This window comes from Pseudolabrys taiwanensis, from assembly GCF_003367395.1.
Lineage (GTDB): Bacteria > Pseudomonadota > Alphaproteobacteria > Rhizobiales > Xanthobacteraceae > Pseudolabrys > Pseudolabrys taiwanensis.
Genome location: NZ_CP031417.1, coordinates 751,798 through 773,664, shown reverse-complemented (window position 1 = coordinate 773,664; position 21,867 = coordinate 751,798). Strand labels below are relative to the sequence as shown.

The 21,867-nt window shown below is 60.4% G+C and carries 21 protein-coding genes; 12 read left to right on the top strand and 9 right to left on the bottom strand.

The features are described 5' to 3' along the window. Positions 1-92 precede the first annotated feature (92 nt). The 3 genes from phaC to DW352_RS03685 all read left to right on the top strand — a co-directional run bounded on the left by phaC (position 93) and on the right by DW352_RS03685 (position 2,629). Positions 93-1,925 carry a class I poly(R)-hydroxyalkanoic acid synthase gene (gene phaC / locus DW352_RS03695; protein WP_115688649.1) on the top strand — a complete coding sequence of 611 codons (1,833 nt, stop codon included), beginning with the start codon at positions 93-95 and terminating at the stop codon, positions 1,923-1,925. 72 nt (positions 1,926-1,997) lie between these two features. After that, positions 1,998-2,231: a type II toxin-antitoxin system Phd/YefM family antitoxin gene (locus tag DW352_RS03690; protein ID WP_115688647.1), complete on the top strand. Its 234-nt coding sequence runs from the start codon at positions 1,998-2,000 to the stop codon at positions 2,229-2,231. Continuing rightward, entirely contained in the window at positions 2,228-2,629 is a 402-nt protein-coding gene (locus DW352_RS03685) for a type II toxin-antitoxin system VapC family toxin (RefSeq protein WP_162826768.1), read from the top strand. Before DW352_RS03690 ends, DW352_RS03685 begins: the two co-directional genes overlap by 4 nt. 18 nt (positions 2,630-2,647) lie before the next feature. On the opposite strand, the gene DW352_RS03680 is transcribed toward DW352_RS03685, so the two are convergent. Beyond that, positions 2,648-3,523, bottom strand: coding sequence for an MBL fold metallo-hydrolase (locus DW352_RS03680; protein WP_115688643.1), 876 nt, complete (start codon positions 3,521-3,523; stop codon positions 2,648-2,650). 99 nt (positions 3,524-3,622) lie between these two features. On the opposite strand from DW352_RS03680, the gene DW352_RS03675 reads away from it, so the two are divergent. From DW352_RS03675 to DW352_RS03640, 8 genes are all read left to right on the top strand, one after another. Next, the gene (locus DW352_RS03675; protein ID WP_245434311.1) at positions 3,623-3,961 is read left to right on the top strand and encodes an ArsR/SmtB family transcription factor; all 339 of its coding nucleotides are present in this window, start codon (positions 3,623-3,625) and stop codon (positions 3,959-3,961) included. 44 nt (positions 3,962-4,005) lie between these two features. Beyond that, on the top strand, positions 4,006-4,545 hold the full coding sequence (locus DW352_RS03670) for a rhodanese family protein (protein ID WP_115688641.1): 540 nt from the start codon (positions 4,006-4,008) through the stop codon (positions 4,543-4,545). Beyond that, positions 4,542-5,327, top strand: a complete 786-nt coding sequence (locus DW352_RS03665; protein WP_115688639.1) for a sulfite exporter TauE/SafE family protein — start codon at positions 4,542-4,544, stop codon at positions 5,325-5,327. Before DW352_RS03670 ends, DW352_RS03665 begins: the two co-directional genes overlap by 4 nt. A gap of 444 nt (positions 5,328-5,771) precedes the next feature. Further along, positions 5,772-6,695, top strand: a complete 924-nt coding sequence (locus DW352_RS03660; RefSeq protein WP_115688637.1) for a formylglycine-generating enzyme family protein — start codon at positions 5,772-5,774, stop codon at positions 6,693-6,695. Further along, on the top strand, positions 6,692-7,003 hold the full coding sequence (locus tag DW352_RS03655) for an HdeA/HdeB family chaperone (RefSeq protein WP_162826767.1): 312 nt from the start codon (positions 6,692-6,694) through the stop codon (positions 7,001-7,003). Before DW352_RS03660 ends, DW352_RS03655 begins: the two co-directional genes overlap by 4 nt. 11 nt (positions 7,004-7,014) lie before the next feature. Further along, a complete protein-coding gene (locus DW352_RS26665) occupies positions 7,015-7,308 on the top strand; it encodes an HdeA/HdeB family chaperone (RefSeq protein ID WP_162826766.1) in 294 nt (97 codons plus the stop codon). A gap of 66 nt (positions 7,309-7,374) precedes the next feature. Beyond that, positions 7,375-9,168, top strand: coding sequence for an arylsulfatase (locus DW352_RS03645; protein ID WP_115688632.1), 1,794 nt, complete (start codon positions 7,375-7,377; stop codon positions 9,166-9,168). 70 nt (positions 9,169-9,238) lie between these two features. Continuing rightward, positions 9,239-10,246: an HAD family hydrolase gene (locus tag DW352_RS03640; RefSeq protein WP_115688630.1), complete on the top strand. Its 1,008-nt coding sequence runs from the start codon at positions 9,239-9,241 to the stop codon at positions 10,244-10,246. A 299-nt stretch (positions 10,247-10,545) separates the two neighbouring features. Here the strand turns inward: DW352_RS03640 and DW352_RS27270 are convergent, their stop codons facing one another. The 7 genes from DW352_RS27270 to DW352_RS03605 all read right to left on the bottom strand — a co-directional run bounded on the left by DW352_RS27270 (position 10,546) and on the right by DW352_RS03605 (position 18,482). Then, positions 10,546-10,683 (bottom strand): DUF3768 domain-containing protein, encoded by a 138-nt coding sequence (locus tag DW352_RS27270; protein WP_245434310.1) that lies wholly within the window; start codon positions 10,681-10,683, stop codon positions 10,546-10,548. Positions 10,684-10,846: 163 nt separating this feature from the next. Further along, positions 10,847-12,112 carry a PepSY-associated TM helix domain-containing protein gene (locus DW352_RS03630; RefSeq protein ID WP_115688626.1) on the bottom strand — a complete coding sequence of 422 codons (1,266 nt, stop codon included), beginning with the start codon at positions 12,110-12,112 and terminating at the stop codon, positions 10,847-10,849. A gap of 91 nt (positions 12,113-12,203) precedes the next feature. Next, positions 12,204-14,378, bottom strand: a complete 2,175-nt coding sequence (locus DW352_RS03625; RefSeq protein WP_425374649.1) for a TonB-dependent siderophore receptor — start codon at positions 14,376-14,378, stop codon at positions 12,204-12,206. Positions 14,379-14,809: 431 nt separating this feature from the next. Then, on the bottom strand, positions 14,810-15,742 hold the full coding sequence (locus tag DW352_RS03620) for a FecR family protein (RefSeq protein ID WP_115688622.1): 933 nt from the start codon (positions 15,740-15,742) through the stop codon (positions 14,810-14,812). An 80-nt stretch (positions 15,743-15,822) separates the two neighbouring features. Continuing rightward, positions 15,823-16,335, bottom strand: a complete 513-nt coding sequence (locus tag DW352_RS03615; protein ID WP_115688620.1) for an RNA polymerase sigma factor — start codon at positions 16,333-16,335, stop codon at positions 15,823-15,825. 359 nt (positions 16,336-16,694) lie between these two features. Further along, positions 16,695-17,033 carry a DUF3768 domain-containing protein gene (locus DW352_RS03610; RefSeq protein WP_115688618.1) on the bottom strand — a complete coding sequence of 113 codons (339 nt, stop codon included), beginning with the start codon at positions 17,031-17,033 and terminating at the stop codon, positions 16,695-16,697. A gap of 219 nt (positions 17,034-17,252) precedes the next feature. Next, positions 17,253-18,482 (bottom strand): tyrosine-type recombinase/integrase, encoded by a 1,230-nt coding sequence (locus DW352_RS03605; RefSeq protein WP_115688616.1) that lies wholly within the window; start codon positions 18,480-18,482, stop codon positions 17,253-17,255. Between the two features lie 645 nt (positions 18,483-19,127). Here DW352_RS03605 and DW352_RS03600 point away from each other — a divergent pair. Next, positions 19,128-20,480, top strand: coding sequence for a zinc metalloprotease (locus DW352_RS03600; RefSeq protein ID WP_115688614.1), 1,353 nt, complete (start codon positions 19,128-19,130; stop codon positions 20,478-20,480). A gap of 1 nt (position 20,481) precedes the next feature. Here the strand turns inward: DW352_RS03600 and DW352_RS03595 are convergent, their stop codons facing one another. Further along, a complete protein-coding gene (locus DW352_RS03595; RefSeq protein WP_162826765.1) occupies positions 20,482-21,816 on the bottom strand; it encodes a hypothetical protein in 1,335 nt (444 codons plus the stop codon). Positions 21,817-21,867: the final 51 nt, after the last annotated feature.

Below are 21,867 nucleotides of genomic sequence, written 5' to 3'. Positions count from 1 at the left end.
CAAGGACGGGCCGGCCTGCGCCATGATGGCACGTAGCTTGCGAGGGAGGACCGCCGCCGCCACTTTGGGAGGTGGTAAGCGACGGAACGAGGATGGACCAATCTGTGAAAGAACCGGGCGCAGTCCCGGGCCGGGAAACGCCTGCTCTGACGTCGGCCGACATCGAGGCCTTCGCCCGCAATGCCGCGCGCATGGTGGAGGAAGGCGGCAAGGCCCTCGCGGCCTATCTGCGGCCGCGCGAGGAAGGCAAGATCAAGCCGGAGCTCGCCGACGACATCAGCGACGTGGTCCGCACCATCGGCCAGGTGATCGAATACTGGCTGTCGGACCCGCAGCGCGCCACGGAACTGCAGGCGAGCCTCGGCCACGCCTTTCTCGGGTTATGGGCGCAGACAGCCAAACGCCTCGCCGGCGAGACGGCCGAGCCAGTCATCGCGCCCGATCCCAAGGACAAGCGCTTCGCCGACCCGGAATGGTCGCGCAACCAGTTCTACGATTTCCTCAAGCAGGTCTATCTGCTCACCACGCAGTGGGCCGAGCGCCTGGTCAAGGACGCCGAGCTCGACGAGCGCACGCGCAAGAAGGCCGAGTTCTACATCCGGCAGATCGCCAACGCGATTTCGCCGTCGAACTTCGTGCTGACCAATCCCGAGCTGATGCGCGAGACGTTGTCCTCGCACGGCGAGAACCTCGTGCGCGGCATGCAACTCCTCTCGGAGGATATCCAGGCCGGCGAAGGCTATCTGAAGATCCGCCAGTCGGACCCCTCGCTGTTCGAGGTCGGCCGCAATCTCGCGGTCACGCCCGGCAAGGTGATCTTCCAGAACGAGCTGATGCAGCTCATTCAGTACCAGGCGACGACCACCGAGGTCTTGAAGACACCGCTGCTCATCGTGCCGCCGTGGATCAACAAGTTCTACATCCTCGATCTCAACCCGGAGAAGTCCTTCATCAAGTGGTGCGTCGACCAGGGCATCACGGTGTTCACGATCTCCTGGGTCAATCCGGACGGACGGCTCGCCGAAAAGAGCTTCGAGCAGTACATGCGCGACGGCGTGATCGCGGCGATGGACGCGGTCAAGGAAATCACCGGCGAGCCGCAGCTCAACGCCATCGGCTACTGCGTCGGCGGCACGCTCCTGTCGATCACCCTCGCTTACCTCGCGGCCAAGAAGCAGGACCGCGTCAAATCGGCGACGTTCTTCGCGGCGCAGGTCGACTTCACCTATGCCGGCGACCTGTTGGTTTTCGTCGACGAGGCGCAGATCAAGCACCTCGAAGGCCACATGAAGGCCCAAGGCTATCTGGAGGCGTCGCGCATGGCGAACGCCTTCAACATGCTGCGCTCGAACGACCTCGTATGGCCGTACATCGTCAACAACTACCTGCGCGGCAAGAAGCCCCTGCCCTTCGACATTCTTTATTGGAACTCCGACGCCACGCGCATGCCGGCGGCCAACCACTCGTTCTACCTGCGCAACTGCTACCTCGATAACAAGCTGACCAAGGGCAAGATGGAGCTCGGCCGCACCAAGCTCGACCTGCGCAAGGTGAAGATTCCGGTCTACGATCTCGCCACGCGCGAGGATCACATCGCCCCGGCGAAGTCGGTGCTGCACGGCGCCCACTATTTCGGCGGCCCGGTCCGGTTCGTTCTGGCCGGCTCAGGACACATTGCCGGCGTGATCAATCCGCCGGCGAAGCCGAAGTATCAATACTGGACCGGCGACAAGCCGAAGGGCAGCGACGTCGACGCCTGGCTCAAGACCGCCACGGAGCATCCGGGCTCCTGGTGGCCCGATTGGCTCGATTGGTTGAAAGCGGTCGACGCCGAAACGGTGCCGGCGCGCGAGATCGGCGGCGGCAAGCTCAAGGCCATCGAGGACGCGCCCGGCTCCTACGTGAAGGTGAAGAGCTGGGCGTGAGCCGCCTTGTGGTTGTAGGGGCGCATTGCTATATCGAACGGACACCATCTTCGGTCACGTTGGGAAGCACCCATGACGAAGACCATGAAAGCATCGGAGTTCGAGGCAAACTGCCTCGCGGTCGTCGAGGAAGTGGCTGCGACCGGTGAAACCGTCGTCGTGACCAAAGACGGCAAGCCCGTCGTCGAGTTGGTGCCTCACAAAAAGGAAAAGAAAAAGGGATTGATCGGCGCCTTGAAGGACGATCTGGTGATCAAAGGCGACATCATTTCGCCGGTCGATGTCGAATGGAATGCGATGAAGTGATCGTGATCGACACTCACGTCGCAATCTGGCTCACCACCGAGAATCCGCGTCTCGGGATTCGAAGCCGAACAATTTGCGAGCAAGCTCTCAATGACGGAGAGCTTGCAATCAGTGCGATCAGCTTCTGGGAAATGGCCATGTTGACCGCCAAGGGACGGCTTGGCGCGGCAACGTCGCCCGCTCAGCACCGTCGCGTTATCATCGACGGCGGCGCCCAAGAGTTGCCGGTGTCCGGAGACATCGCAATATTGGGCGCAGAGATCGACGGGCTGCCCGGCGATCCGGCCGACCGCCTCATCGCAGCAACGGCGATCCATCATAATGCCACGCTGCTCACAGCGGATCGCGCGTTGCTGAGTTGGGACAATCCTCTGCGGCGCCAGGACGCCGCCAGATGACGACGTCAAGTATTCAGACTACGACGCCAGCTTCACCGGCACCTTGAGATAGCGCACGCCGTTGGCCTCGGCCGGCGGAAACTTGCCGGCGCGGATATTCACTTGGATCGACGGCAAGAGCAGCAGCGGCGCCGCGAGCGTCGCATCGCGCGTCTCGCGCATCTTGACGAAGTCGTCCTCGCTGACGCCCTCATGCACGTGCACATTGCGCGCGCGCTCCTCGCCGACCGTGGTCTCCCACGCATATTGATCGCGGCCGGGCGCCTTATAGTCGTGACACATGAACAGACGCGTCTCGGAAGGCAGCGACAGCACACGCTGGATCGAACGATAGAGCTGGCGCGCATCGCCGCCGGGGAAGTCGGCACGCGCCGTGCCGTAGTCCGGCATGAACATCGTGTCGCCGACGAATACGGCGTCGCCGATCTTGTAGGAGACGCAGGCGGGCGTGTGGCCGGGTGTATAGATCACCTCGCCGTCGAGGCTGCCGACTTTGAAGCGCTCGCCATCCTTGAACAGATGATCGAACTCCGAGCCTTCGCCTGAGACGTCCATGGCATTGAACACCGGACGGAAGATGCGCTGCACGTCCTTGATGTGCTCGCCGATCGCGATCTTGGCGCCGGTCTTGAGCTTGATATAGGGCGCGCCGGACAAGTGGTCGGCATGCGCGTGCGTCTCGAGAATCTGCGTGATCGTGAGCCCGAGCCGCTCCGCCTCCTCCAGCATGGCGTCGGCCGAATGCACGGTCGCCTCGCCGCTGCGATGATCGAAGTTCAGCACGGGATCGACCACCGCGGCTTCCTTGGTCGCGGGGTCCCACACCAGATAGCTGACGGTATTGGTGGGTTCGTCGAAGAAGGCCTTGATCTCTGCCTTGCTGGTGGCGGGCATGGCGCGCACTCCTTGTTGATCCTCGTTTCGTCCGGCTTCGGACTTGACTTATATATTAGACTACACTAATTTAGCAATATCTAATTTACAGAGGCCTCCATGGCTCCTCACAGCGCAAAACGCACCAAAGCGCCGGACGATACCGGCATGGCGGAACTCGAACGCAAGGCGGCGGAGGCGGCGGCGCTGCTCAAGTTGCTCGCGAACGAGAACCGTTTGCTCATTCTGTGCCGCCTGGCGCTCAAAGGCGAGATGGCGGTCGGCGACCTCGTCAGCGCCGTCGGCCTCAGCCAGTCGGCGCTGTCGCAGCATCTCGCCAAGATGCGCGAGGAAGGGCTGTTGGCGACACGGCGTGAGGCGCAGACGGTGTTTTACCGCATCGCCGATCAGAACGCCGCGCGCCTGCTGATGCTGCTGAAGGACATCTACTGCCCCTGAACTCCGCCAAGACCGGTGGCAAAACCAAGAAAGAAGAGCGAACCATGACTGACATGAAAACCATCTCCCCTGCGCGCGCCGCCGAGCTCATGCGGCAAGGCGCCGTGCTGATCGATATCCGCGAGCGCGACGAATATGCGCGCGAGAACATTCCAGGCGCACGCCATCACGCCTTGAGCCAGTTGGGCCAAGGTAGCGTTGCGCGCGATGGCGACGACATTTTGGTCTTTCACTGCCGGTCCGGCGCGCGCACCAAAGGCAATGTCGCGCGGCTCGCTTCAGCCGCCGGTGCCTGCGAGACTTATGTGCTCGAGGGCGGTATCGACGCCTGGAAGAAGGCCGGGCTGCCGGTCACGCTCGACCGCAACCAGCCGATCGACATCATGCGGCAGGTTCAGATCGGCGCCGGCTCGCTGGTGCTCATCGGCGTGCTGCTCGGTGCTTTCGTCAATCCCGGCTTCTATGCCTTGTCGGGCTTCGTCGGCGCGGGTCTGCTCGTAGCCGGCACCACCGGCTTCTGCGGCATGGCGCGCATCCTCGCCGTGATGCCCTGGAACAAGCGCACCTACGCGCCGGCGAAATGACGCTGCTGCAGACAGCGCTGGCGATCGCCTCGGGTGGTGTCGTCGGCTTCTCGCTCGGCCTCGTCGGCGGCGGCGGCTCGATCCTCGCCGTGCCGCTGCTCGTCTATGTCGTCGGCGTGCCGAACGCCCATGTCGCCATCGGCACGAGCGCCGTCGCGGTCGCGGCGAACGCCGCTGTCAGCCTCTTCGGTCATGCCCGCGCCCGCACCGTAAAGTGGCCCTGTGCGCTGGCCTTCGCCGTGTCCGGCATGATCGGCGCCGCCGGCGGCGCGCAGATCGGCAAGATGGTCGATGGCACGCGCCTGCTCGCGGCCTTCGGTGCCCTGATGATCGTCATTGGCCTGTTGCTGCTGCGGCCGCGCAAGTCCGGCGACAACCCGCACGTCAAACTCTCGAGCGCCAATGTCGCGCACCTGCTGCCGTGGCTCGTCGGCATCGGCTTGCTGGTCGGCCTGTTGTCCGGCTTCTTCGGTATCGGCGGCGGCTTTCTGGTCGTACCGGGCCTGATCGCCGCGACGGCAATGCCGCTGATCAACGCCATCGGCTCGTCGCTCGTATCGGTAACCGCCCTCGGTATGACCACCGCTGCGAGCTACGCGGTGTCCGGCTTTGTCGACTGGCCGCTCGCCGGCCTCTTCATCGCTGGCGGCGCGGCCGGGGGCGTCCTCGGCATCCGCCTCGCCCGCCACCTGTCGGGCCACAAACATGCGCTCTCGCGCATCTTCGCCGGTATCGTGATCGCGGTCGGCGTGTATGTCGTCACGCGATCGATTTGGATCTAGCGCGCAAAGGCGCCGCGCCGAAGACCCTTGCCCCCCGAAGCCGATACCGCCCTGCGGGCGCACAGGTGCCTTTTCTATTGGCCACCTCACCTTGGCGCCCACCCGTCTTCTTTGTCAGCGCGAAAAAGTGACGACACGTAATCGTCGGCGGCCGTGTAAGCGCGAATATTTCATGCGCTGCGACTGACCTGCGCAGGGTTTTACCACTTAGGCCACGCTTCAATGTGCGACCTATTCGAACGAAATGGTTCGCAGTGTTGACCGGTATGAGTCAGCATTCGTTGCGTACGTCGCGATATCACGCCTTCGTCAGTTGAAAGCGCTCGTTGGCGGCGCGACGCTTTGACGAATGCCGTGACGGTCGCGTCATGGGGGACAGCGGTGTCGTTGTTGCGTGCGACGGTAGAGGCTGCGAGCGCTCCCAGCGAGGAGCGCGGCGACGTTATGATCGACATTCCCGGCGGAACATTCCGCATGGGATCGGACCATCATTATACCGAAGAAGCTCCGGTCCATCGCGTGACCGTCGATAGCTTCTGGATTGATCGATACCCTGTTACCAACAGTGCCTTCGCTGCGTTCGTGCAAGCCACCGGCCATGTCACGGTGGCCGAGGCCGTCCCAGATGCGAAGGATTATCCCGGCGCGCTGCCGCACATGCTGTATGCGGGCTCGCTGGTGTTTGTCCCGCCGCGCCATCGCGTCGAACTTGATGACATAAGCCAGTGGTGGACCTTCCTTAAGGGCGCCGACTGGCGCCACCCTTACGGACCGGACAGCTCCATCGACGACATCATGGATCATCCGGTCGTGCACGTCGCGCATGCCGACGCGCTCGCTTATGCGCGCTGGGCCGGCAAGGACTTACCGACCGAAGCCGAATGGGAGTTCGCCGCGCGCGGCGGCCTCGACGGCGCCGAGTTCGCCTGGGGCGCCGAATTCACGCCGCACGGCCACGCCATGGCGAACACCTGGGTCGGGGAATTCCCGCGCAAGCGCCGCAAGTGGCGAGGCTTCGAGCGCACCACGCCGGTCGGCAGCTTTCCGGCGAACGGCTACGGCCTCCACGACATGATCGGTAACGTCTGGGAATGGACCGGCGATTGGTACGCCCCGCGCCATCAGGCCGATGCGGCAAAAGCCTGCTGCATTCCTGACAATCCACGCGGCGGCCGAGAACAGGACAGCTACGATCCGCGCCAGCCGGCGATCCGGATTCCCCGCAAGGTGCTCAAAGGCGGCTCTCATCTATGCGCACCGAATTATTGCCGCCGCTACCGCCCGGCCGCGCGCCACGCGCAGCCGATCGATACATCCACCAGTCACATCGGATTCCGTTGCGTCATCCGGGAGGCGAAGACATCATGAAATATTCACGTGCAATACTGCTTGCAGCAGCGTTGGCTCTCGCTGCCGGAGGGCTTTCATCGACCGCGCACGCGCAACTGACCGTGCGCATGGGCGACATCAAATGCGAGCAATACCTCGCAATGTCGCCGGAGCAGTCGCGCAATTTCTCGTCATGGCTGAGCGGCTGGTACAGCTACCAGACCGGCAAGACGACGATCGACCTCGTCACGCATCAAAAGAACATCGCCAAGATCAAGGACTGGTGCAAATTCAACCGCCGGGAAACCGTCATGTCCGGTCTCGATCGGGCGACCGGCGCGCAATGAGGAGAAGAGCCATGCTGCGAACGATACTCATCGCTGGCGCCGTGATGGCGGGAGCCGTTTCCATGCCGGCAACCGCCCAGGTCAATCTCGACATGAACCAGATCACCTGCGGTGACTGGCTCGGCTACGACCAGACCAGCCGCGAATTCGTCGGCTATTGGATGAGCGGATATTACAGCGCGACCAGAAACGACAACGTGCTCGATTTCCGCCGCTTGAAGCAGAACGCGGAAAAGGTCGCGGCCTATTGCAAGAAACATAAGTCGGAGCCGCTGCCGAAAGCAATCAACAGGCTGAAGACCTGAGCGCCCGCGCAGAAGGGCGAAAGCAACGGAGAAAATGCAAGTTCGGGGAGCGTCAAGGAGGAAGCCATGGCCAATGGCGACGAACCACGATCGAACAGCACGCTGAGCCGGCGCAACATTCTGATGGCCGGCACGACATTGATGGCCGTATCGGCCCTCACCTCGCCGTCACCGGCCCGGGCGCAAGCCCAGCAACGACCCGCGCCGGCGCCGGCCGCCCCGTCGGGCGCCAAGCCGAACATCCTCGTCATCTTCGGCGACGACATCGGCACGACCAACCTCAGCACCTATTCGCAAGGGCTGATGGGATACGAGACCCCGAACATCGATCGCATCGCACGCGACGGTCTCAAGTTCCTCCACTACTATGGCGAGCAGTCCTGCACCGCCGGGCGCTCGGCCTTTCTCACCGGCCAGCACATCATCCGCACGGGTCTGTCCAAGGTCGGCTTTCCCGGCGCGCCGATGGGCATGAGTCAGCTCGATCCCTCGATCGGCGGGCTGCTGAAGAACCTCGGCTATGCCAGCGGCCAGTTCGGCAAGAACCACGTCGGCGATCGCAATGAAGCGCTGCCGACGGTGAACGGCTTCGACGAGTTCTTCGGGAATCTCTACCATCTCAATGCCGAGGAAGAGCCCGAACTGCCCGATTATCCCAAAGACCCGGCCTATCGCGCCAAATATGGCCCGCGCGGCGTCCTGCGCTGCAAGGCCAGCGACCGCGACGATCCCACCGTCGATCCGCGCTTCGGCAAGATCGGCAAGCAGACCATCGAGGACACCGGGCCGCTCACCAAGAAGCGCATGGAGACCATCGACGACGAGACCTCGGCCGCCGCGATCGACTTCATGCAGCGGCAGGTCCGCGCCAGCAAGCCGTTCTTCTGCTGGTTCAACTCCACGCGCATGCATCTACGCACGCATGTGCGGCCATCGCATCGCGGCCGCTACACGCACGGCGACAGCGAATATATCGACGGCATGATCGAGCACGACGAGACCGTCGGCGCGCTGCTCAAGACACTCGACGATCTCGGCGTCGCCAACAACACCGTCGTCGTCTACACGACCGACAACGGTCCGCACATGAACACCTGGCCCGACGGCGCCATGACCTGGTTCCGCTCGGAAAAGAACACCAACTGGGAAGGCGCCTTCCGCGTACCGTGCCTGGTGCGCTGGCCAGGCGTGGTCCAGCCCGGCACCATCACCAACGAGATCATGAGCCACAACGACTGGGTTCCGACCTTGTGCGCCATCGCCGGCGAGCCGGACATCATCAATAAGCTCAAGGCCGGCTACACCGCGAACGGCATCAACTACAAGGTCCACCTCGACGGTCACGACCAGTCGCAATTCCTGCGCGGCGTGCGCGGTTCGGTGACAAACAACAACAATCTGAAGAGCGCACGGTCGACATTCTTCTACTCCGACGACGACGGCTTGCTGGTCGCCATGCGCAAGGGCGATTACAAGTACGTCTTTTCCGAGCAACGTTCGCCGGGCACCTTGGAAGTCTGGGCCGAGCCCTTCACGACATTGCGCCTGCAGAAGATATACAACCTATTCCAGGACCCGTTCGAGCGCGCCGACATCACCTCCAATACCTTCTGGGACTGGCAGCTCAACCACGTCCAACTGATGTACGGCCTGATCGACGACATCTTCGAGTTCGTGTCCACGTTCAAGGACTTTCCGCCGCGCTCGTTCCCGCCGAGTTTCAATCCAGCGAGCATCATGGAAAGCACGATGGAGGGCTTTAAGGACCGGGCCCGCCTCAGGGAGCAGATCGATCCCGAACGCATACGCGCGCGCCTGAATGAGATGATCCAACAGCAGATTCAGCAACGGGCGCGGTAGCTCGCCTCGGCGGCGTCCGGCCCCGCGCTACGGGCCGGCGCCTCCACCCGATCATTGCGCGGAGCGTGTCATGCGTCGTCAGCCGGCTCTGATCCTGCGCGGGCTCGCTGCTGCCCTGTCCCTGCTTTTGCTGGCCTGTCATGTCGCGCTGGCGCAGAACGACCCTCTGCCCTCCTGGAACGACGGCGCCGTCAAGACGGCCGTCACCGCCTTCGTCGAACGAGTCACAGCCGACGGTTCGTCCGATTTCGTGCCGGCGCCGGAGCGCATCGCCGTCTTCGACAATGACGGCACGCTATGGTGCGAACAGCCGGTCTATTTCCAGGTCGCCTTCGCCTTCGACCGCGTGAGCGCCCTGGCGCCGCAACATCCCGAATGGAAGACCGAAGAGCCCTTTCGCTCGCTTCTGGCAAAGGACATGAAGACCTTCACCGCCAACGGTGAAAAGAGCGTGCTGGCTGTGATCGCCGCGACGCACGCCGGCATGACGACGGACGATTTCCGCCAGGCCGTGCTGGATTGGATCGCGACCGCAAAGCATCCGCGCTTCAATCGACTTTACACCGATCTCGTCTACCAGCCGATGCTCGAGCTTCTCGGTTATCTGCGCGCGAACGGCTTCAAGACCTTCATCGTCTCCGGCGGCGGCATCGAGTTCATGCGGCCCTGGACCGAGAAGATCTATGGCATCCCGCCGGAACAGGTGGTCGGCTCGTCCGCCGTAACGCAATTCGACATGGGTGCCGATGGCAAACCCGTTCTGATGAAGCTCGCCAAGACCGAGTTCGTCGACGACGGCTCGGGCAAGCCCGTTGGCATCAATCGCTTCATCGGCCGGCGGCCGATATTCGCCTTCGGCAATTCCGACGGCGATCTACAGATGCTGCAATGGACCGCGGCCGGTGCCGGCGCCCGCTTCATGGGTCTCGTGCATCATACCGACGCCGAACGCGAATACGCCTATGACCGGCAATCGTCCGTCGGCCGGCTCGACAAGGCGCTCGACGAGGCCGCAGCGAGGGGCTGGACCATCGTCGACATCAAGCGCGATTGGGGCCGCGTGTTCGCCTGGGAGTGACAGGCGTCTGGCCGGTGGGCCAACGCCTATCCACCTGAAAAACATACAACAAAACAGATTGGTGCGGTCGAGAGAGGTGGCAAACTGGGGCCCTGCAAGCACTTAGCCGAAGGTGAGGGCCAAAACGGGCCTTTGAATGTTAAAAGGAATTCTGGGCCGCACCCCCACCTACTCGGCCACGAGACGCAGCCTGCGCCCACAGCCACGGGACGCGAAATGTCAGATTCTCGGCCGGCTCCCGAACTCAGAAAGCGAGGAGGCCCGAACGGGCCTCCACTTTTTGAAGGACAACGGCCGTCTCAATATCCGTCCGCCCGCGTGATCGTCAGACCACGATGGGTGGCGGTCGGGTCGACGGCATCCGGCAAAGCGTAACGATGCAGGAGGTCGTAGTAGTCGATCTTCCAGAAATAACAGACGCCAGCCTGTTCAATCACGCCGAAGTCGTGTTCGCCATGAGGCCGCAGGCGGGACGCGGCACCCACTGCCCCCGGGACGGCTCTCCACGCGCGCAGCATGCTAGGCGGTATGCCCCCCCAAATGGGGCGGATCGCCGACAGCCTACAAAACTTGGACTAAGCGTCCGTAGTGCCACACGGCTTAAACAACCGCTACCTGGCGATTTAGCCGCTCGCGCTCAGCAATGCGGACACGGATGCGTGCCCGACGCTTACGATACCAAATCACGACGCCTGTGACCGCCAGTGCCGCGCAAGCAAGACCGAGCAGCGAAATCGCGATCCGGCCTGGCAAGCCAAGGATGCGTCCAGAGTGCAAGGGGAACTGTGCCTGCAAGAAGATATCGGCCGCTGTACCCTCCCATGGAATGCGTCGACCGAGATACCTTCCATCCTCCTGGTCGAATGTCAGAAGGGCTGGCCCGACGCCACCGGAGCCGTGATCGTCGCCGGACTTGAAGAACAACACACCGTAGACGCCCCACTGCGTCGCGTAGAACACTCCGCCGGGCGGCTCCTTGATGCCTTGTCTGCTGGCTTCGATCTCGCCTTTGGCAAGAACCGCGTCGAATGTGAGCTTGGGCGTAATGGGCTTGCCGATGGGCGTAGGCTCGCGGGTCATGAAGATATCCGGTGTCACTTGCGACACCATCGACATCATCGGGTAAAAAACCTCCCGATAAAGGTTCAATGAAAAGCCGGTAAAGGCCACAATGAAGAGAAGCACCCAGAACCACAATCCGAAAGCGCGGTGGACATCGAAATTGATCCGATAAGCGCTACCGCTTGTCTTGATCTGCCAAGCCGGCTTCCAGCGCGCCCAATAGCCCTTGCTTGGAGTCGCCTCGCGCTCCTTCCGCCGTAATGGCAGCGTCAGATAAAAGCCTACGAAACAATCTAGAGTCCACACCAGTGCGACGATGCCGAGGAGCCAATAGCCCCATCGGTCCGTCCCCCACATTTCGGGTATGTGGTACATATAATGAAGCTTATAGAGAAAGGAGACAAACGTCTCTCGGGTAATGGGCCACGCGGCGCCCCAGTTACGCCGCCCAACCTCCGCTCCGGTGACGGAATCATAGTAGATGCGGTTGAAATCGAGATTGTAGAGCTTGCCGGTGGCCGGATCGACCTTCGGCTCAAGCATGACTTCGTAGTTGCGACCCGGCTCCGGATCGAGGGCCATATAGACGACAAAAGCCCGTGGCTCAGACGTCTCCGCGTGGCTGATAATATCAAGCGGCGGCACTCTCGCACCCACATGCGGGCTAAGCAGCAGGTGCGGATTGATCAGTTCATCGAGTTCGTGATCCCAGGATATGACCGCGCCGGTCAGTCCACTCACAACAATGAACGTGGCAATGGCCAGTCCAATCCACCGGTGGATGAGGGTGAACAGCCCACGCATATTCCACTCCAACTTCTTTCCCAGGCGAATACGCAATGACATCGACATAAGCCGCGCGTGCCCGTCACGCGCGGCCCGGACTGTCTCACGCCTACCAATTGTATTTCAGGCTTGCGATGACCGTGCGGCCCGGATCGAGATAGCAGTAACCCGATGTGCACGTAGTGTCGCGGCGGTCGAAGACGTTAGTGGCATTGACCTGCAGACTCGTGCCCTTCAGCTTCGGATCAAGGGCAGCGAGGTCGTAGCGCAACGAAGCATCGATAAGAACGCGGGCACTGTTCACGATCGTGTTCTGGTCATCGCCATAGCTCGTTCCGATCAAGCGAGTGCCGCCGCCTACGCTGAAGCCATAGAAAGCGCCGGCCGGCAGTTTGTAGTTCGCCCAAAGCGCCGCCGTGTGGAACGGCACGCTCGACACGTATTTGCCGACTGTGGTGGAAGGCCCCTCCAGGATCTTAAGATCAGTATAGGTATAGGAGCCGGACAGTGAGAGACCGTTATCGAGGCTCGCCACCGCTTCGAGCTCGACGCCCTGCGAACGAAGCTTGCCGCGCTGCACCTGCGTGTTGACGCCGTTGATGACTTCGTAGAAGAGGCCGTTTTCCTGATCGATGTTGAATACGGCGGCGGTCAGCATCACGTTGGCGTTTGGAAGCAGATACTTGACGCCGGCCTCCTGCTGCGTGCTTGTCGTCGGCTTGAAGGGCGCGTTCGTCGTCTTATTCCAGCCGACGTTCGGCGAGAACGCGGTTGAATAGCTTATATAGGGGACAACGCCGAATGCTGTTTTGTAAGACAATCCGACGCGGCCGGAAAACTGTTTGTCCGTCTGATCCAGCGATGACGCGGCACCGTTGGTGAGATCGGTGCTGTCCGTCTTGGTCGAGACCCAATCATGGCGACCGCCCACGGTCAGGGTCCATGCCTCGTAGCGGATCTGATCCTGCGTATAGACACCCGTCTGGAACTGACGCTGATCGGTACGGGAGGTGAGATCGGGTGTTGCGATCGCCTGCCCATAATTGAGGTTGCGCGTGTTCAGAGGCGCCACACTGCCGGATCCGGCCAACGCCCGATACTTCGCCCAGGTGATATCCACCCCGTTTACAACAGTATGGTTCAGCGCGCCTGTCGAGAACTTCGCCTCGATCTGATCGTCGATAACGAAGGCCTCAAGCCGCTGGACGTCATAGCCTGAGCCTCGATCTACAAGCGTCGGATCGAGAGCGTGCTGCGCGCCATTATACGCATAGACGTACTTGGCATCGATATCTTGTATCGAATAACGCGCGTTCTGCCGGAATGTGAATACATCGCTGAGCCGCCGCTCGAACTCCCAGCCGACGCGTCCTTGCTCGTGCACCAGATCCCCAAAAGCTGGGTCGCCGGCCTCGAACGGGCTCACGTGCCCGTAGTAGTCGTTGTAGTACGCGGGATTGCCCCCACTCTTGGAGCGGGAATACTCGCTGAGAAAAGTGAACTTGGTGTCCGAATCCGGCCTCCACGTAAGAGCCGGCGCGATATAGACCCGGTCGTCTGGCACGGATGCAAATTCCGTATCCGACAGGCGCCCGAGCCCCGTTAAACGATAGTAAAAGGAGTCCGTGCCTGGAACCGGACCGGATAGATCGAACTGCGCCTGCCTCCGATCGTGCGTGCCGTACTGAACCTCGACTTCGCGCAGCGGCGTCATGGTCGGCCGCTTGGTGATCACATTGTAGAGTCCCCCCGCACCGGTTGCGCCGTAAAGCGCCGAAGATGGGCCGCGCAGGATCGAGATGCCCTCGATGCCGTATGGCTCCGTCAGAAAGATGCCGTATCCGGCGGCGGGCTGACGGAGATTGTCGCGAAAGACGCCCGTATTGGTTACATTGAAGCCGCGCACGAAGAAGGAATCGTAGCGCGGATCCGTTCCGTAGGCGTTGACGCGAACGCCCGGCGTATAGGCGATGGCGTCGAGCAGCGACTGAGGCTTGCGATCCTCCAGTTGCGCTTCGGTCACAGAAGATATCGACTGAGGCGTCTCAATGAAGGGAGTGTCTGTCTTAGTGCCTGTGGCACTGCTCTTTCCGACGTAACCGTCCGCGGTGATGACGCCGCCGCTCCCGCCGGTCACTTCAATCACATCCAGGACAATGCTTCCATCCGTCGGCGGCTGCTGCGCATTCGCTGCCGAGCGAATGGTAACCGTGGTAGCATTTGTGAACTTGTACTCGAGTCCTGATCCCGAGAGGATGCGCTTGAGGGCCTCCCTCCGGCTCAACCGCCCTCGCACGCCGGGCGATTGAATATCGCGGGCGATATCGACGTTGAAGAACAGCTGCAGGCCGGCTGCATTCGAGAAGCTTACGAGCGCCTGCGAAAGTGGTTGGGGATTGATATCAAAATCGATGGCTCCAGCGTCGGTCGCGGAAGTCTGAGCGCGTGCGATGGACACGGCTTCTGGGCCGGATAGAAGCGTCACGACAACGGCGGCCGTACAAAGCAATGCCGATTTTGTCAGCAGGCGGTGCGACCGGATGCCGAACGAAAACCCACAGTCCGTATTTGACATATACTGTCTTGCCTCACTTACGAGCCGATCCCGTGCGGCGGATCAGCGGTCATGAGGGCACCCCCCGCGCCCCCTCATGTAATTGACACCGGGGGGCACGCAGCAAATGAATGTCTTTTTAAAAAAATCGGTCGCCTTGGCTAGCCTGCGGCGGACACGAGAGTGAGGTAGTCTGTCGCATGAAATATCCGGACCGGCAGTGTGTCCGCTATGGTCCTAAGGGCCGCGTCCACCTGCTTGGTATCGAAAATAGCGGTCACAGCTATTTTCCCGACCTGATTGTCCAGCAGCACGATCCGCCCACGACGATAGCGATCGAGCTCAGCCAAGACTCTTCGAAGCGGTACGTCATCAAACACCAGCCGATCCCGCCGCCAAGCTTCGACAGATTCCAAATTCGCGGGCGAGGGCTTGCTCAAACGCGCTTTATCGTAACAGACCTGCCAACCCTTATCGATCATCAAGATCGGCGACGAAGCCGCTTCGACCGTAACGGCGTGCTCGATGACAGCGACGTTTACGACGTTGTCGACATACTTGATGTCGAAACGTGTCCCGAGCGCTTTGGTGCTTCCGCCAGCCGCAAGGACGATAAAGGGACGCTGCCCGTCCGGCGCCACGTCGAAAAAGCCTTCTCCACGGTGAAGGACGACCTCACGGCGCTCAGCGGTAAACGCGAGCGACAATGCCGAATTGCTGCCGAGTTCGACCGTACTTTGGTCAGCGAGGGAGATCGTCCGGCGCTCTCCAATGGCGGTTCGATGATCCACGAAGACATCAGGGCCATAGACGGCATAAAAACCAGCGCTCCCAGCGGCAATCGCGAGGGAGCCCAGCAAGAGGTTGCGGCGGGAAAGAGACGAAGGATGGCGAAGCTTGTCGAACTCCGGCTGAGCGATGTCGAAACGCTTCCAGAGCGCCTCTGCGTGTCGCAGAGCTGCATCGTGGGCCTCGTCCTTCGCGAGCCACGCCTCAAATGCCCGGCGGTCGGACTCGCTAAGTTTGGCATCACGCAGCCGCACGAACCAATTGAGGGCCTCGGTGATTACGGGATCGTCCACATCCTGCGTCATTCGATTTACTCACCTCCTCGTCCCTGCATACCGGAGTAAAACAGCCGGCACCAATTTCGAAGAAGACCTCGTCGTTAAAGCTAGGCCGTCACACCGGCAACCCGGCGATTAAGATCGGTCAATGCAAGAACGATGTGCGTGATCACCGTATTGCGCGACACGCCCAACCGGGCCGCGATCTCATCGTACGACATTCCTTCGAATTTATTGAGGACGAACGCTTCGCGACGACGTGGCGGAAGAGCCGCTACGGCTGAGAGCACCCACCGAAGTTCACATCGGTAGATTGCGGAGGTTTCGGGAGATGGACTCTCGTCGGCTGTGGCACTGAGATTGGCGTCGGAGACCAAAACCTCCGAACGGCGTGCCTCGTTGCGAAGATGATTGAAGGCAAGATTGCGGGCGGTGCACGTCAGATAGGCCGGACAATTTTCGATACCGCTTCCAGACGCGGCATTGAGCAGCTTTTCGAATGCCTGCTGCACAAGATCGTCGGCGGTCGTTCTGTTGCCGACGAGGCGATGAATGAGCCGGCGTAGCCGCCCCCGCTCGGCGGAATACAGACCAGCGATATCAATCGTGCGGACACTCATTTTCGAAGTACTCGACGCCAAACACTCAATATCCGACTATTTTGACGGTAGCCCGAGCCTTAGCATGAGTACGATTTCCGTCGCAATTCCAATAGTTTACATGAGTTCTAAGCTAGAGGGCGTGGGCTAGATGTTGAGAAGTGGCAAAATGTGGCCCTGCTAGCACTTAGCCAGCGTGCGGGCCAAAACGGGCCATTGAGTAGCAAAAGGAATTTTAGGCAGCACCCGCACCTGCGCGGCCACGAGACGCAGCCTCTCCAAAGCTCCGGCACGCGGAATGTCAGATTCCCGGACGGCTCCCGAAATCAGAAAGCGAGGAGGCCCGAACGGGCCTCCTCTTTTGATGGACGACGGCCGTCTCAGTACTCGTCCGCCCGCATTATTGTCAGAACACGATGGGTGACACTCGGGTCAGCGGCATCTGGCGAAGCGTAACGATGCTGGAGGTCGTAATAGTCGATCTTCCAGAAAAAACGGACGCCAGCCTGTTCGATCGCGCCGAAGTCGTGTTCGCCATGCGGATCGTTGTCCGCTGTGAAGCTGTCGAACCGGCGCACGGCCTCGAACAGGGCCTGCCTTCCGGAATCTGACAACGACTGAACCCCAGGCGTCATCAAGACGGTGCCGCCGAAAATTAGGCTCCGGCGAAAACCGTCGTTGAGCTGGCGGATTTTGTCGGTTGCTGTGCTTGTAGGCATGTGTGGTCTCCCTTCTTACTTCGGCTGCATCATCGCGGCCGACGGGAGTCCTTTGGCCCTGCCGCCATCAGCGGCCGGGCAAGGAGGCTCCGAACGAGGGGCCCCCCAGGGGAAACGTTTGGATGCCTTGCCGGGCCGCGCGGCTGGGCCATCTTCCGTCGAATGGCCGCATGCATGGCCGTGGCCACGGGAGTGCAACGCAGGGCGAAAGTGCCGCCGCTAAGCCGCCTCCTCCGCGCCGTCGCCGCTATCGTCATTCGCGGCCACCAATCCAGGCCTACCGCTCGCATTCGTGGCTCCCCTGCGCATGTTAATCGCGGACGCATCAAGCCTCGTCTTGATGTGAGCAGCGTAGTGTTTCTCGATCATGTCGACGCTGGTCCGGCAGTTCCAGGCCAGTTGCAGCAGGTGCGCTCCTTCCAGAAGCCGGAACGATATGTAAGTGTGACGCAGGCTGTAGAACGTGCGTACCCGCCCCTCCCGGTCGTGCTTGAGATTCAACTGCGCCAAGGCAGTGTTGAACTGCTCACGTGGCAGCTTTGGAAAAATAAGGTCTGTCGGCGAAGGTTGGTTGCGTTTCTGCAACCGCCGAAAGACCGGCACCGCGTTGGCTGTGCTCTTACAAGGTCCGTAGCCGCGCTTCCCACGGCATTCGATTTCAAGGATGGTTTCACCGCTGCGGTCGTCTTCCACGACGCTAACGTCCCGATATTGAAGGCGAGCCGCCTCATCGGGCCGTATGCCGGTGTTCGCCATGAAGAGGATCAGGTCATGAAGTTGCACGTACTGTGAGGCGCATCTCGCGATCGGCGGGTTCTTCGCCCACTTCTGGGTGAACGTGTAGAGCGCGCGGTACTCATCCGGCGAGAACCAGGCCCGGTGCGATATCTTGCCGTTCATTTGGTAGGGCTGCGAGAGGTCGGGCAGGCCCGCGATCCACTGCCGGCGCAAGGCAGTTTTGAGGACCTGCCTGATGACGACGATTTCTTGAATGACCGTACCACGGGCCGGCGGACGACCGAGCTTTTCCTTCGTCGTCTCCACCCGCCAAAGCCGGTATTCCTGAATGAGACCCGAGTTCACTTGCGATATCGGCTTGTCGCCCATGAACGGCAGCAGATGCCGGCGGGCGATCCATTCCTTGCGTTTCACATACCCGACGCGGCGCTGGCCCTCTGTAAGAGCCGCAAACTCTCGCAAGAACAGTTCCGTGACCTCGGCAAAGGTCTTCTCAACCTCAGTCGGTTTTACAAGCTCGCCACGCTTGAACATTCCGCGCAGCTCGTAATACCAGTTCTCGGCGACATCCTCGGCTTGGGCGAGTTCGTCCTTGCCTGTACTTTCCCGATACTGCTTGCCGTTGACGGTGGCCGCACATTGCCAGAAGCGGCCATCTTCGCGTTTGTATAGATGGACCTTGCCACCGAGGATTTTGTGGCGCGCAGCCATCCCTGTTCTTTCACTTAATTGCTCTGAAACGTGCTAAGAGCGTGCTAGAGAAAACTGTATACGTCAATCAAACCAACTCATTGTTTTATTTATAGATAGCCGGCGAAATCGGCGCGTAATTTGGTTTGGTGCGCGAATTTCATTCGCATGTGGCATAACGAATGTTGGCGGATTTATTAGCGTTTTCTGCTAGTGACTAAACGGTTGTGCTAAAACATGTGCTAAAATATTCCAACATGCTCCGCACTTCTGCTGCGTGCACTTTGCAGGACAAATAGTGGTCGCGACAACGGTCTTGCCGCGATTGCGGCAATCGTATGTTGCGTCTTTATCCCTTGCGCAATGTCGACGAACAGTTTGACGAACAGTCGACATCATTCCTGCGCACGAAGTGCCCGAGCGGACAGGCGCCGAGTTGGTGCCGCGCTCGCTCGACCGCGTCGTGGTTCTCCGCCGTAAAATGCTGCTCAAGCGCGATCTGGTGGCCAGATCTTGTCGATGACTGCGGCGGATAATTCTCCTTGACGTTTCATGCTCAAATGAACAAAACGCGAACATCGAGTCGGGCCTTCAAAGATGGCCCCTTCCGTCCACAATCATAGGTGGTGTAGCCTAATCGCTCCAGGCGAATTGTTGGGGGCAACAATGAAAATCCTTATTCTCAGGTCGATGCTTTTGAGCTGCGCGTTTCTTCTCGCGAACATTGGTCTCGCCTACGCGCAGAATGCAGGTTCAGGCAAAACGTACGACCTGTGCGTAATGAAGTTCGCCAAGATTGATTTCACCGAGAGCGAACTGGATCAGGTCCTCGCGCGAGCCACCCAAATCCTCTCTCAGGCCTCAAGCGACGCACCGTCCTGTGATAAACTAGCGGTGCGCAGAGTCGGGCCGATAACATCCTATGATGATGACTTGCCGCGCAGCGTGGCCACCGGCCTTGACTTTGAGAAGTTAACTTCGGTGCCGTGCGTCAAGGTGGTGCAGCGTATTAGCTGGTGCTCCGGACCGATCTTGCGAGGCGGAGCGCTCGGTTGTTCCCCGGTGCCCGGCACCAGCATGGTCGTGGTGCGAACCTTTCCAGGGCTAGACCATACTTTCAACCAGGGAGTTGAGCCTGTCACCTGGCTGCATGAACTCGGCCATACACTTGGATTGCCACACAATGACGCCGATAACCTTGACGTCATGGCGCCGGGTATCTCACCCGCTACCGTGCGCGTCGCCATCGAAGAATGTGAAGTTTACGCGGGTCTTCGGCCGGGCGCATTGATGGTCGCGGGCGCCGCTTCGCCGAACGACGGCAACAATAGTGCGGCAATGGCTGTACCGAGAATTATGCCCGCAGAGAGCGCATCCCCCGCGGATAAGAACGCCTCACCCGTTCCACTGGAAGAGTTTGTGAAGAAGCCGTTCGGCGTAGAACAGATCTCTGCTGCCGAAGCCTACAAAGATCAGGTAAGGACAGCGGAAACCCTTCTGTTTGACCCCAGCTATCTCAACTTTAAGAACAACATCGTTGCGCTATTGGCCGTAATCGGCACGCCCGAGACGATTCCGGTGCTGGAGAAGCTCATTCGCACGCCGATTGTCGACGGAGTGGACAGCCCCGATGCGTTGGCCCATTTCGCGGCCCTCACCTCGATTGGCACCATCGCCAATCGCTACAAGCTCAACGACGACAAGGTAACGGTCTTGAAGACCGCGCAGGACCCGCAATTCTGGCAGCGCCTGATGCCGGCAAAAACATCTGCACAAACGCCGCTCGACGAGGGCGATATCCAGTCGCTCACCCGCGACCTCGCTATCCAATCACTGCAGGGCTATGCCCTCACTGGCAGCAAGCAGGCGGAGGACTTTCTCAAGAGCGAGAAAAACGCCCTTCCGCATGCGGCGCTGCCGGAGCCCGTAAAAAAGGACCGCGATCAGCTTCTCGATCAGGCTCTCAAGGTGAACAGTCTGAGCAAAACACAAGGCGCATTGAAGGTCTTCGACCGATAATTCACTTGCCGTTGGTGGCCAGCAGTCCCTTAAGCTGCTGGGTGTAGTTGATGTTGTCAATTTGTGCCTTTAGGGCAGCGTTTTCGTTCTGCAGCCGCGTGGTGTCTGGGTCCATGGCCACGGCCGCATTGCGGCTCTCGCTCGCTATCGAGTTGGCGGTGTTTGCCACATTGGAAAAGAGCGTCGACGCAGCCAAGCCCGTCGCTTTACTTGTGAACTGGCTGTCGGTTATTTCGCCAGTGTCCAAAAAGGTCAGGCTCCAGGTCATCTGCTCGAACAGTCCCGCGGTCTGTGGCAGACTTCGGGGCGCGCCAAACTGGCCGAAGGGCAACGTCTTCTTGAGCACCGGTTTCGCTGCCTCACTGCGGTGGTAGGCCTCAACCGGAATGTACGCTACCTCCCGGAACAGGGTGCCTTTGGGAGCCTCTACCCGATCAAGCATGCATTTGCGTTCATCGCTGCATTGGAGCGCTGCCTTCAACGCATCTGCTGGAAATGCCTCTCGCAAGTTGAGGAAGACATCGATACGCAGGTCGCGGCTGGACTTGAAGGCTTGCTTTGCGATTGCGGCAGTCGCAAACCACTTGGATTGTTCGAGTTGAGTCAAAGTCGGCCGCAGTGACCCAAGCGGTGCCAAACCGGTCTTGACATCTATTTGGACGGGGCGCCGACCGGGGTCGAATTGACTTTGCACAGTAATGGTGAGCGCGCTCTGCAAGGATGCAATTTGCGGCGGGACGTTCTTGATATCCTCCGGCGTCACCTTCGGATCGACGAGCTTATCCTGCAGTGTTTTTACCTGCGCGATGACCGCCTTCGCAGGACCACATTTCAAATCATTGACGGGAACTGCCGCCACTGCCGGTACCCCTAATCCGATGGCCGCGAACTTGGCGGCAGTACCGACCAGCGTCCCGAGGATTGGACCTACTTGGTTCGTGGGTTGCGCACCGAGATAGGACAGAATGTGGGTCGCCGAACTCGTTTTGACGGTGAAGTTATTATCTCGCCAGAACGACTTGTAGTCCTCCGGCCGGATGGAGATCACGCCGTCAGGAAAGTCCGGGCCAAGATTGATGTCGGGCGCTGACGTATTACTGATCGTGACCGCGGGTGAGATGGACCAGCCGGTGGCATCGTTGCAGTCAGTCAACGTGTAAACTGCTGTCACATTGACCAGCGTTCTCGGCAACATCCAACTGTATTTCGCCGGTGTCGGCGCAAATGCGAGGGATGTTTCCGCTTCATCACTCACGGGTACCGATGAGCACGCACCTGCCAGAACAACCAAGCTTGAAATAGCACAAACACAAAAAGCTCCACGAACGGCACGCATATCGCCCCCCTAAAACCGTCCCTAACCCATGGGCGATACTACCGCGAATGC

Bases quoted from the DNA above. Each gene is read 5' to 3' on its own strand.
- DW352_RS03645 (WP_115688632.1), top strand. From the start codon at position 7,375: ATGGCCAATGGCGACGAACCACGATCGAACAGCACGCTGAGCCGGCGC.
- DW352_RS03680 (WP_115688643.1), bottom strand. From the start codon at position 3,523: ATGCCCGCCACCAGCAAGGCAGAGATCAAGGCCTTCTTCGACGAACCC.
- DW352_RS03605 (WP_115688616.1), bottom strand. From the start codon at position 18,482: ATGGCTGCGCGCCACAAAATCCTCGGTGGCAAGGTCCATCTATACAAA.
- DW352_RS03660 (WP_115688637.1), top strand. From the start codon at position 5,772: ATGATCGACATTCCCGGCGGAACATTCCGCATGGGATCGGACCATCAT.
- DW352_RS03620 (WP_115688622.1), bottom strand. From the start codon at position 15,742: ATGACGCAGGATGTGGACGATCCCGTAATCACCGAGGCCCTCAATTGG.
- DW352_RS03655 (WP_162826767.1), top strand. From the start codon at position 6,692: ATGAAATATTCACGTGCAATACTGCTTGCAGCAGCGTTGGCTCTCGCT.
- DW352_RS03630 (WP_115688626.1), bottom strand. From the start codon at position 12,112: ATGCGTGGGCTGTTCACCCTCATCCACCGGTGGATTGGACTGGCCATT.
- DW352_RS03640 (WP_115688630.1), top strand. From the start codon at position 9,239: ATGCGTCGTCAGCCGGCTCTGATCCTGCGCGGGCTCGCTGCTGCCCTG.
- DW352_RS03690 (WP_115688647.1), top strand. From the start codon at position 1,998: ATGACGAAGACCATGAAAGCATCGGAGTTCGAGGCAAACTGCCTCGCG.
- DW352_RS03615 (WP_115688620.1), bottom strand. From the start codon at position 16,335: ATGAGTGTCCGCACGATTGATATCGCTGGTCTGTATTCCGCCGAGCGG.
- DW352_RS03670 (WP_115688641.1), top strand. From the start codon at position 4,006: ATGACTGACATGAAAACCATCTCCCCTGCGCGCGCCGCCGAGCTCATG.
- DW352_RS26665 (WP_162826766.1), top strand. From the start codon at position 7,015: ATGCTGCGAACGATACTCATCGCTGGCGCCGTGATGGCGGGAGCCGTT.
- DW352_RS03610 (WP_115688618.1), bottom strand. From the start codon at position 17,033: ATGCCTACAAGCACAGCAACCGACAAAATCCGCCAGCTCAACGACGGT.
- DW352_RS03665 (WP_115688639.1), top strand. From the start codon at position 4,542: ATGACGCTGCTGCAGACAGCGCTGGCGATCGCCTCGGGTGGTGTCGTC.
- DW352_RS03675 (WP_245434311.1), top strand. From the start codon at position 3,623: ATGGCTCCTCACAGCGCAAAACGCACCAAAGCGCCGGACGATACCGGC.
- DW352_RS03600 (WP_115688614.1), top strand. From the start codon at position 19,128: ATGAAAATCCTTATTCTCAGGTCGATGCTTTTGAGCTGCGCGTTTCTT.
- DW352_RS03595 (WP_162826765.1), bottom strand. From the start codon at position 21,816: ATGCGTGCCGTTCGTGGAGCTTTTTGTGTTTGTGCTATTTCAAGCTTG.
- phaC (WP_115688649.1), top strand. From the start codon at position 93: ATGGACCAATCTGTGAAAGAACCGGGCGCAGTCCCGGGCCGGGAAACG.